The 9,977-nt window shown below is 52.9% G+C and carries 9 protein-coding genes and 1 pseudogene; 5 read left to right on the top strand and 5 right to left on the bottom strand.

What is annotated here, in order from left to right; translation table 11 throughout:
- A pseudogene (locus AC2FNV_RS22535) lies at positions 1-154 on the top strand (IS6 family transposase); the annotation flags it as partial.
- Between the two features lie 9 nt (positions 155-163).
- On the opposite strand, the gene AC2FNV_RS22530 reads toward AC2FNV_RS22535, so the two are convergent.
- Positions 164-397: a hypothetical protein gene (locus AC2FNV_RS22530; protein WP_170608689.1), complete on the bottom strand. Its 234-nt coding sequence runs from the start codon at positions 395-397 to the stop codon at positions 164-166.
- 428 nt (positions 398-825) lie between these two features.
- Between AC2FNV_RS22530 and AC2FNV_RS22525 the strand changes: the two genes are divergently transcribed.
- The 3 genes from AC2FNV_RS22525 (at position 826) to AC2FNV_RS22515 (ending at position 4,931) form a co-directional block, all read left to right on the top strand.
- Complete coding sequence (locus tag AC2FNV_RS22525; protein WP_170608688.1) at positions 826-1,794, top strand: TAXI family TRAP transporter solute-binding subunit; 969 nt, start codon at positions 826-828, stop codon at positions 1,792-1,794.
- A gap of 99 nt (positions 1,795-1,893) precedes the next feature.
- The gene (locus AC2FNV_RS22520) at positions 1,894-4,503 is read left to right on the top strand and encodes a TRAP transporter permease (RefSeq protein WP_170608687.1); all 2,610 of its coding nucleotides are present in this window, start codon (positions 1,894-1,896) and stop codon (positions 4,501-4,503) included.
- Positions 4,500-4,931 (top strand): universal stress protein, encoded by a 432-nt coding sequence (locus AC2FNV_RS22515; RefSeq protein ID WP_170608686.1) that lies wholly within the window; start codon positions 4,500-4,502, stop codon positions 4,929-4,931. Before AC2FNV_RS22520 ends, AC2FNV_RS22515 begins: the two co-directional genes overlap by 4 nt.
- 91 nt (positions 4,932-5,022) lie before the next feature.
- Here the strand turns inward: AC2FNV_RS22515 and AC2FNV_RS22510 are convergent, their stop codons facing one another.
- The 3 genes from AC2FNV_RS22510 to AC2FNV_RS22500 are packed head-to-tail and all read right to left on the bottom strand — an operon-like array spanning position 5,023 to position 9,105.
- Positions 5,023-6,057: a lipocalin-like domain-containing protein gene (locus AC2FNV_RS22510; RefSeq protein WP_170608685.1), complete on the bottom strand. Its 1,035-nt coding sequence runs from the start codon at positions 6,055-6,057 to the stop codon at positions 5,023-5,025.
- A complete protein-coding gene (locus tag AC2FNV_RS22505; protein ID WP_170608684.1) occupies positions 6,047-8,461 on the bottom strand; it encodes an ABC transporter permease in 2,415 nt (804 codons plus the stop codon). The genes AC2FNV_RS22510 and AC2FNV_RS22505 overlap by 11 nt, the downstream gene beginning before the upstream one ends.
- Positions 8,458-9,105 (bottom strand): ABC transporter ATP-binding protein, encoded by a 648-nt coding sequence (locus tag AC2FNV_RS22500; protein ID WP_170608693.1) that lies wholly within the window; start codon positions 9,103-9,105, stop codon positions 8,458-8,460. The genes AC2FNV_RS22505 and AC2FNV_RS22500 overlap by 4 nt, the downstream gene beginning before the upstream one ends.
- Positions 9,106-9,278: 173 nt before the next feature.
- On the opposite strand from AC2FNV_RS22500, the gene AC2FNV_RS22495 reads away from it, so the two are divergent.
- Positions 9,279-9,713 carry an ion channel gene (locus AC2FNV_RS22495; RefSeq protein ID WP_170481992.1) on the top strand — a complete coding sequence of 145 codons (435 nt, stop codon included), beginning with the start codon at positions 9,279-9,281 and terminating at the stop codon, positions 9,711-9,713.
- On the opposite strand, the gene AC2FNV_RS22490 is transcribed toward AC2FNV_RS22495, so the two are convergent.
- The coding region (locus AC2FNV_RS22490; protein ID WP_496774575.1) for a phospholipase D-like domain-containing protein at positions 9,710-9,977 on the bottom strand (268 nt) is incomplete at its 5' end. The two genes, AC2FNV_RS22495 and AC2FNV_RS22490, sit on opposite strands and share 4 nt — an antisense overlap.

Below are 9,977 nucleotides of genomic sequence, written 5' to 3'. Positions count from 1 at the left end.
TTTCAGGCGTATGCGAAGTTTACAGAAATTCGCCGCCGTCCATTCTTCCGTCTATAACCACTTCAACCAGGAAAGATCGCTCACCAGCCGAGACACCTTCAAGCTGACACGTAGCGCTGCTCTTAACGAGTGGCGCGAACTTGGCGCGGGATAAAGGACAGCCTCACTGGTCTACCAGAGACGAGTTCGAATTCGTCTGACAGCACCCACGAAGACCCATTGCGGCTGCAATCAACACCGACGGAACCGTGAGCCACCATTTACCTATGGTTAGGATGCCTACTGTTATTGCGCCAAAATACAGCGCCACACTAATTGTTAGTTCCAGCCAAGCTCGAGCGTCGTCAGCGTGAGCAAACTGTCGAGACGCGGAATATGCTTTGCGATCAGAACTCATATGCTTGTTTCCAAAATACACTTGGATACGTATTCGAATTTTATTCGTACGCCCGTTGTCTGGTCAAGCTGGACCAAACCCCTTCTTTCCTTGCCATCAATAACTCAGTCGGGGTTTAGGTGTTCTTTTCCGCTCGGATGTATTGAACGATCCGCATAGAAATATCGGTGCAAGGCCCACAATAACGTTTCGGTAGGGGGAAACTTTTCGGTCTTCCGTCAAATCTGAGACTTAGAGGTCAGTAATTTGGCTCTGGTCTTGACAAGAGTGATCTCGAAATGAAACGTCGAATATGTTGGTAGATTGTGGGAAATCAAAAATTCACTCCGCTTATTGGTGGGCTCCACATTTGTGTTAGCGCACTTCGGACAAGATGGGCGTGTTTCGCTCTTTCCTCCACCAACGCAAAAAACAATGGGAGTTTTTAAATGAAACGCAGCAGCAAGCTCAGTCTCGGCGCAGTCGTAACGGCGGCTTTCATGGCGCCGGCGGCTTATGCCGAAGAATTCATCACCATCGGCACCGGCGGTGTTACCGGGGTGTATTACCCGACTGGCGGCGCAATCTGCCGTCTGGTTAACAAAGGGCGTAAGGAGCACGGAGTGAGGTGCTCGGTCGAATCGACCGGTGGATCGGTCTACAACATCAACACTATTCGCGAGGGTGAATTGGAGTTCGGTGTGGCGCAGTCCGACTGGCAGTACCACGCATTCAATGGCAGTTCGAAATTTGAAGAGGCCGGACCCTTCGAAAACCTTCGTGCTGTCTTCTCGGTTCACCCCGAACCCTTTACAGTCGTGGCGCGAGCGGATTCCGGCATCGCAAATTTTGAAGACCTAAAGGGCAAGCGCGTCAATATCGGTAACCCTGGTTCCGGTCAGCGCGGTACCATGGAGGTTCTTCTGGGAGAAATGGGCTGGACCACCGATGATTTCGAGCTGGCGACCGAACTAAAAGCCGCAGAACAGTCTGCAGCCCTGTGTGACAACCAAATCGACGCGATGGTCTATACTGTTGGCCACCCGTCCGGTTCGATCCAAGAAGCCACGACTGCTTGTGACTCGGTTTTGGTCAACGTTACCGGCGGTGCGGTCGACAAGCTGGTCAACGACAATTCCTTCTATCGTACCGCAACTATTCCCGGCGGAATGTATCGCGGTTCAGATGGTGATACTGCAACGTTCGGTGTAGGCGCGACGTTCGTGACGTCCTCGGATGTATCGGAAGACGCGGTTTATGCTGTTGTCAGCTCGGTCTTCGAAAACTTCGATGATTTCAAAAAGCTGCATCCGGCATTTGCTAACCTCAAGCCCGAGGAAATGATTGCAGACGGCCTGTCGGCCCCGCTGCACGCGGGTGCTGAAAAGTACTACAAAGAAAAAGGCTGGATTCAGTAAACCAGACCTAATGCGGGGTGCCTTGAGGCACCCCGTACCAAACCCGAGTGAAACGGGTGCATCAGAAGGCCGGAAAAGGCCGCGACGGGGAGACATTGCATGAATTCCGACACACAATCCAATCGCCCTTTATCCGAAGAAGAGTTGCAGGATCTTGTAGCCTCGTCTGACGCGGGTGGGCGCAATCCGGTAGGCAATGTCGGAATATTTCTAGCAATAGTGGCTGCGGTTTGGTCGATCTTTCAGGTCGTCTTGGCTTCGCCGTTGGCAAACTATGTGTTGCCCGGCAGCGTCGTAAACAATGCAAGGCAATTCCATCTGGCGTTTGCCATGTTTTTGGCTTTCGCAGCCTATCCCGCGTTAAAATCCAGCCCGCGAGATTATATTCCGGTTCAAGATTGGATTATGGGGTTGTTGGGCACCTTTGTCGCCCTTTACGGGTACTTCTTTTACAGCAAAATCGTAGATGCCGGCGGTCTTGCGGACGATACAGATAAATGGGTGGCGCTGGTTGGATTGCTTCTTCTGTTTGAGGCGGCCCGTCGCGCGCTTGGTCCGGCGATGGCAGTCATCGCGACGATTTTTCTGGCCTATGTTTTCTTTGGCTCTTCTGAATGGGTGCCGGAAGTCATCCGGTGGAAAGGCGCCAGCCTGAAAAAGGCGATGAGCCATATGTGGATCACCTCTGAAGGCGTGTTTGGGATCGCCTTGGGTGTTTCAACGAAATTCGTTTTCCTATTCGTTCTGTTTGGTGCCTTACTAGATAAGGCAGGGGCAGGGAACTATTTCATCAAAATGGCATTTGGCGCTTTGGGCCATCTGCGTGGTGGTCCCGCGAAGGCGGCGGTTGTTGGCTCTGCTGCGACCGGCTTGATCTCAGGCTCTTCTATCGCCAACGTTGTAACGACCGGAACTTTCACCATCCCCTTGATGAAGCGTGTCGGCTTTTCAAGCGAACAGGCAGGATCGGTCGAAGTCGCCTCGTCAGTTAACGGGCAGATCATGCCTCCTGTGATGGGCGCAGCGGCTTTCCTAATGGTGGAGTACGTTGGGATTTCGTACGTCGAGGTGATTACGCACGCCTTTCTGCCTGCCGCAATTTCCTACATTGCGCTGGTTTACATCGTACATTTGGAAGCAGTGAAGCGTAACATGCCGACACTGGGTGATCGAGATGTTCACCTGGCAAGGACAGTTGTCGGAATGCTGTCATTCTTCATCGTTTTTGCAGGGCTTTGCTACGGTTCTCAATTCCCAGTCGATGCTGTATCAAGTTGGGCCCCATCGGCGGCGGGTTTGATACTGAGCGTGATAGTTTGCGCTGTTTATGTGGCGTTGCTTTATTTGGCGGCACAAGTTCCAGACCTAGAGCCCGATGATCCAAATGCTAAAGAGGTGCAACTCCCCGTCGTTGCTGACATTTACAAGGCTGGCTTGCACTATCTTTTGCCAATCATCGTTCTAGTCTACTTCCTGATGATCGAACAGAAATCGCCGGGCCTATCCGCGTTCTGGGCTACTGCGTTGCTGTTTGTGATCCTGCTGACGCAGAAACCGCTAAAGGCAATTTTCCGGGGGCAAAGTGACCTTTATAATTCCTTTATCGACGGTGTCGCTGACCTGTGGCAGGGTCTTATAGATGGTGCGCGGAACATGATTGGTATCGCGCTCGCCACTGCCACTGCTGGCGTAATTGTTGGCACCGTGACGTTGACGGGTGTCGGTCAGGTGATGGCTGATTTGGTCGAGTTTCTTTCCGGCGGTAACCTCATCTTGATGCTAGTAATGGTCGGTATCCTAAGCTTGATACTTGGCATGGGTCTGCCGACTACTGCTAACTATATCGTTGTCAGCTCGCTTATGGCTGGCGTGGTCGTCGAATTGGGTGCTCAGAGTGGTCTGATCGTACCGCTTATCGCGGTTCATCTTTTCGTCTTCTATTTTGGTATAATGGCGGATGTTACGCCTCCTGTCGGTTTGGCAAGTTTTGCCGCAGCGGCTGTATCTGGTGGGGACGCGATAAAAACCGGCTTCACTGCTTTCTTCTACAGCCTGCGTACCGTGGCGTTGCCATTTGTGTTTATTTTCAACACCGACTTACTGTTGATTGACGTGACTTGGGTAGAAGGGATCATCGTTGCCGTTTTCGCGACGATTGCCATCCTTGTGTTTACTGCGGGCACAATGGGATACTTCCTGACCCACAGTCGCATTTACGAAAGTGTTGCCTTGATTTTCGTGGCTTTCGCATTGTTCAGGCCCGATTACTTTATGGATAGAATCTCTCCGCCTTTTACATCTGTTGAACCTTCGGCATTCGTCAAAGCGATTGGCGATACGCCGCCGGGAACCGAGGTACGGATGGTTGTCAGTGGACCGGATTTCGATACGCTGGAAATGACGGACACTACTGTAGTTGTCCCCGTCGGTAGCGAAGAGGGTGGCGCCGCGCGTGTTGAAGCGATGGGTCTTTTACTTCTGGCCGAGGACGGGCTTGTTAAGTTGGAAGAGCCAATGTTCGGATCACCAGTCGCCGATGATTTGGATATCTTCGACTACTACGGAGACGAAGCGGTGCGATTGACTTCGGTCAGCTTGCCTTCAAGCCAGCCGCCCAAACAATTGATCTACATTCCCGCTATGATCCTGTTGGGTCTGATCGCCTTTCTGCAACGCGGTCGAGCGGCAAGACAAGAGGTGCCTGCATGACGAAATCTGTTCTTTGTGCCGTAGACATTAGTAATGGTGATCAGGATGCGCATGTTCTGGAAAAGGCCGCGGCGCTTGCTGATTCCGAAAGTGCTGCCCTGGATGTAGTAACTGTACTGCCGGATTTTGGAGAAAGCTGGGTGTCGACCTTTTTTGAGCCCAATTTTCATGAAAAGGCTGTGGAGGATGCACACAATCAATTGGTGGCTTTGTGTGCAAAGACAGTGGGCGAAGAACGAAACGCCAAAATACGCCATGTGGTTGCAACCGGAACCGCGTATCAGGAAATACTAAAAACGGCCGATGGTGCTGGAAGCGATTTGATTGTGATTGGTGCACATAAACCGGATTTCAAGGATTACCTATTGGGGCCAAACGCGGCGCGGGTGGTACGACACTCGTCCGTTTCTGTTTACGTTGTGCGATAGCGGGATCCGCGCCAAATGCGTTTGCTCGGGGTCCAACCTTTTTGCAAAGTCTTTACCTTTGCTAGAGAGAAGATTTTGAACCGGCGCGTTTCTAGTAGCCTGTCATCTCCAAATACCCGCGGCCTGAGTGGGTGCCGGAGACACGTACGGGACCTTCCCAATATTCAAACCGCGTACCCATCCACGCGTTGGGTGTCTGCGCGCTGACTTCGATATCCAAGCCGCGGTCCGGTAGAATCAAACGCCAACTTGTTGGAACGTCTCGACCAGCCACCTGACTTATTTTCAATGGGTTAAATTGCATTACCCCGTTCGGCAGAGCCTCACTGTGACCATCAGACTCAATCCATGTGGCGGAAGTGAAGTCTTGTTGCACGCCGCGCAATTTGAAGGCCATTAACTTCTGTCCACTATCAAAGCTAAGTGAAAACCAGTCCCATCCGATCTGATCCGAAGACAGCGGTTGAGAAGACCACTCGCGATCCAACCAACCTTCACCTTTCACTGGCACGTCCCCTGAAGGCAGCTGTAAGACACCTTGAACGTCAAACGAAGGTTGGGAATAATAGTAGCTGGCCTGCCCGTCGGCGGACTTTACCGAATAGCCCTGATCGCCGTGGAAAATCAGGGGGCCAGTGGCACTCATTGACAGATTATAGCTGAATTCGGTGCCGCTTGCAGCCAAGCTTAACGTGTCGAAATCGTCGCCCCGCATGTACCATTCGTCTATCCACGCTTCAAAGGGATGAGATTCGACGCCAGCTTGCCCGATGCCGCCGCGTGAAAGCCGCTCTGCGAAGAAGTGAGCGTCGGGGGTGGTGATTGCAGCATGGCCCATCCAGAGTTGCGGGTTTTGCCAGCCATTGCTCTCAAATGGCCGCAAAGCGGATCGGAATAGGGTCCATTGAATGCCGTATTCCTTTCCATCCGCACCTATGAGATTGGCGGTCATGTACCACCACTCGATACGATATTCCGGATGTGGGCCGTGATCCCGCGGGAATTCCAATTCGTACCCGCGCTGGGGCACATTGAACCCTTCAGCGGAACCTCCAAGTCCAGCATACCCCTGCGCCATGGTGCTGAATGGAAACAACAAAAACAGCAGAAAGGCTTTAACGTTCATTGGCAAAAACCTGTAGCAACTCGGCAGGGCGCATACGGATCAGGCGGAGGGACGGGAGAGCGGCCGCTAATGCAGCGGCTAGAATTGTAAGCGTGAATAATCGCAGCCAGTCGGTAGGAAACAAATACATAGGCAAGCGCCAGCCAAAAGCCTCGACATTAATGACCGCCAAAAGAATCCAAGCCAGCGCCAACCCCAAAGGTAATGCCATGCATGCAGTTAGGGTTGCCAATAAAACGCTTCGTAAAAGCTCAAGCCGGGATAGTTCTGTACGGGTAAGCCCCAAGGCCCAGACCGGCGCAACTTGTGGAAGGCGCTGCGTCCATAGGGTCAGTAAGCTTGTCAGGATAGCGAACCCGGCGACCCCCAAAGTAAGTACGTTCAAGGCCGAAGTTATCAGAAACGTTTTTTCAAAGATCGCCAGCGATTGGTTTTTCATTTCCGCTTGTTGAACTACCGCATTGGGTGGCAGGTTAAATTGTTGCCGCAATGCAAGTGCTAATTCGGCTGCTCCTTCTGGTTTTGTTCGGATGCCGAAACGGTTTGCTCTAGCATTAGGAGCGACTTCTTCAAAGAGCGACATCGACACAATTGCCTGGCCAGTAGGGTTGCCATAATCGGAATAGACGCCAGCTATGGGCAAGATATGGTTAGGGGTCAGCCGCAACTTTTCGCCCGGCCAAAGATCGCTGCGACGTGCCAACTGTTCGTTGATAAGTACAGCTGAGTTCTGGATCACTTGGCTCCACGCGTCCGAAGTTTGTGCAATCAGGGGCCAATGCTGACGATATGCTGGGTCATCGACGACTCCGTACAAGAAAAGTGCACCTGTCTCGTGAGGCAATTCGATGCTGCGAATAGGTAGAATGGCGTCTACCTGGGACGCAAGCCACTCATTGATCCGTTTCGCTTGTTCCTCGTCGTTGGTCGTTAAGTACAACTCGGAAACCAGTCGCTGATCCAGCCAGCCGACAAAGGTCAGACGAAAGCTCGAAACCATAGTGCCGACCCCAATATTGGCCGCCAGCGCCAACATCAGTGCCATCAAAGCAAGCGATAATCCGGGAAGCTGAGTTCGCATATCGGCCCAAACCCATTGAGCGACAGGTCCTCGTGTTCTTGCTGAAACCAATGCCACCGTCGAGGACAAGGCCAGTGGCAGCAGTAACGCTGCGCCAGTAAGAAGGCCGGCCAGCATGGTAAACCCTGCGATTAATCCTCCGACAGTCGCAAACAGGATTGTACCGCCAGCCATAAGCGCCCCGCCAACCAACGCTGTTATCCGCCACGAAATTGTGCTGCCAAGCCAGGATTGACGTCCGGGTCCTTCCAGGAGTGGCATTTTGTACAGCCTCCAAAGGGACTGACCACTGGCTATCAATGTGCCGCCAACTGCCATCGCCAAACCGCTCAGAGCCCACGCGGTTCGCAGGGTTAGCTGCCCTTCGACCGGGGCCCCATAAAGCCCGCGGAGCGTTGCGGCAACGTCAGGCAAAAGAGCCCCGGCGATAAAAAAACCTAGAACCAATCCAATGCTGCCGCCGACAACAGATATTAGCACCAACTCGCCCAGCACGATCTGTACAAGACGCTGCATTGGTACGCCCAGTGCTCTAAGCGTTCTGATCATCCCTCGTCGCTGGGCAAAGGCGAGGCCAACCGTGCTGTGGACAATGAAAAGCCCGACGGCAAATGAAAGCAGGCCAAAAGCTGAAAGGTTAAGGTGAAAGCTATCGGTAAGCTGCGCTGTGTCCATCTGTGCAGAGGGGACAACGCGCACCAGATCCGGGGCAAGCTCTGACAGAGGAATAACCCCTAAAGGTTGTTCTGGCAGAACTAAAAGTCGAGAAACTTGCCCGCTGCGATTTAGCAGGCGTTCGGCTACGCCGATATCCGTCAAAACATAACCTGGTGGCAACGCATCGCTTACAATCACAGGTGGAAAGCCGTCCTGGTCCTCAAATACGTCCTGTAATTCGGGTGCTATCAGCAGGCGACCGGGTGCGGTCAAAAGGTCCACCGGTTCTGGCGGCGAGGGAACGTTTTCGACCTGAGTTATGGCGGGCAGGGGCGGGGCGGACACCATGTCAACGCCCATCACCTGAACGTAACGTCCGCCGACGCGCATGGAACCGTCCAGAACTGCGGAGACCTGCCAGCCAGCTCGCCGAAGGTCAACATAATGCGAAAGTTGCATGTTGCCGGAGGGGTCGCGAATTTCGTCAAACTGACCAAGGGCAAGCTGGTCGCTGGCCCTTGCATAGCTGGCTTTGGCCTCGGCGTTGATAGCCTGTACCGCGGACCAAAGCGCTGTTGCCAGTGAAATACCAATCAACAAGGTGATTGTTTGCAGCAGATGCCTCCGCCAATGAGACACCAAGACCTGTATGACCTGACCGTTCATGTGATCCGACCGCCGACGAGATGCGCTCGGCGATCCAAGCGTGCCGCAATCTCAAGTGAGTGCGTCACTAGCAACAAAGCTGTGCCCGTGTCTGCCACTAGGGCAAGCATCAAGTCCAGAACAACTCCTGACGCGGTTTCGTCGAGGTTTCCTGTGGGTTCGTCCGCCAACAGCAATGCAGGCTTGGATGCCATAGCTCGTCCGATAGCAACCCGCTGTTGCTGCCCGCCAGACAAATTTTCGGGGTATCGGGTGAGAAAGTCAGACAAACCCAACCTGCGGACCAAATGATCTATCCAGTCAGGGTCATGCCGATCGGCCAACCGTGCATGAATTGCAAGGTTTTGGGCAACCGTAATGGACGGTATTAAATTGAATTGTTGAAAAACCAGTGACAAGCTCTCACGTCGTAGCGCGGCCCTGCCGGCATCATTTAGATTTGAAAGCTGAATTCCGTTCAACGTGATTTCCCCGGCATCGAATTCGTCAAGCGCTGCCGCCAGATGTAGAAGGGTGCTTTTGCCGCTTCCGCTTTCACCAGTCAGAGCCAGCGTTTGCCCATGTTCTAGCGTGAGCGACACATCGTTCAAAACAGGGCGCCCGCCGGGGTAGGTCTTCCTCACATGATCCAGCTTTAGCAGCATTTTATGTCTCTTGTTGCACAAACCAGAATGTGCAACCCGAACGACCGCTGTCCAGTGCTGAACAAGGATGGGCGCCATTCGCCGCAGTTTCAATCCGTGTATAGGGTTGTCCAATGTTTAATCTGCGCCCATCCTGTGGCAAAAACCCACAATCAAAACAGGGAACGGATTTTATGACGCTATCGCAGCAGATATTTTGGGGCAGCCTGTATTTGGGGGTTTGTTTCCTGATTGAAATTATGTTGCTGACTTGGTGTGCGTTAGTCATTCGTAAGCTTGTGGCCAAATGGGGGCACAAGAACCCTATCTATGTTACAGCAGGTCCGATCAGCGTCGCATTAGCGTTTATCATTCTAACCCATACATTGCAGGTCTGGATTTGGGCCGTCGTCTGGGTTTTGCGGGATGTGTTGCCGGATTGGAATTCGGCACTCTACTTTTCTTTGGTAACGTTCACTACACTGGGCTACGGCGACATTGTGCTGGGCGAGGGGTTGCGGATTTTCGGGGCTTTTGCGTCAGTTACCGGCCTTCTTGCATTTGGCCTTTCTACTGCGTTTTTGGTGGCCCTGATGACGCGCGTATTCAAGGATTGGTTTCCGAGTTAAAGAATCGGGGCAAACAATCTTGCGAGCGGGGCACCATACCGAATATGGGCCGGTTGCTGGGCCAAAAAGCGGGTGAGCTCGTAGCTTGAAGCAAAGTCTTTTTCAAGCATCGCGGCTACAGCATCGGCCGCTCGGGTATCGAAAAACAGGGCCATCGCCTCGAAGTTCAATCGAAATGACCGGTTGTCTAGATTGGTTGTTCCGACAGCAGCCAAAGTGTCATCGACTACAAATGCTTTCTGGTGCAGGAAGCCGTCCGTATAG

The organism is Ruegeria sp. BHSA163 (assembly GCF_059613365.1).
The sequence above is the reverse complement of the archived record's forward strand: the minus strand, read 5'-3'. Positions and strand labels throughout refer to the sequence as shown.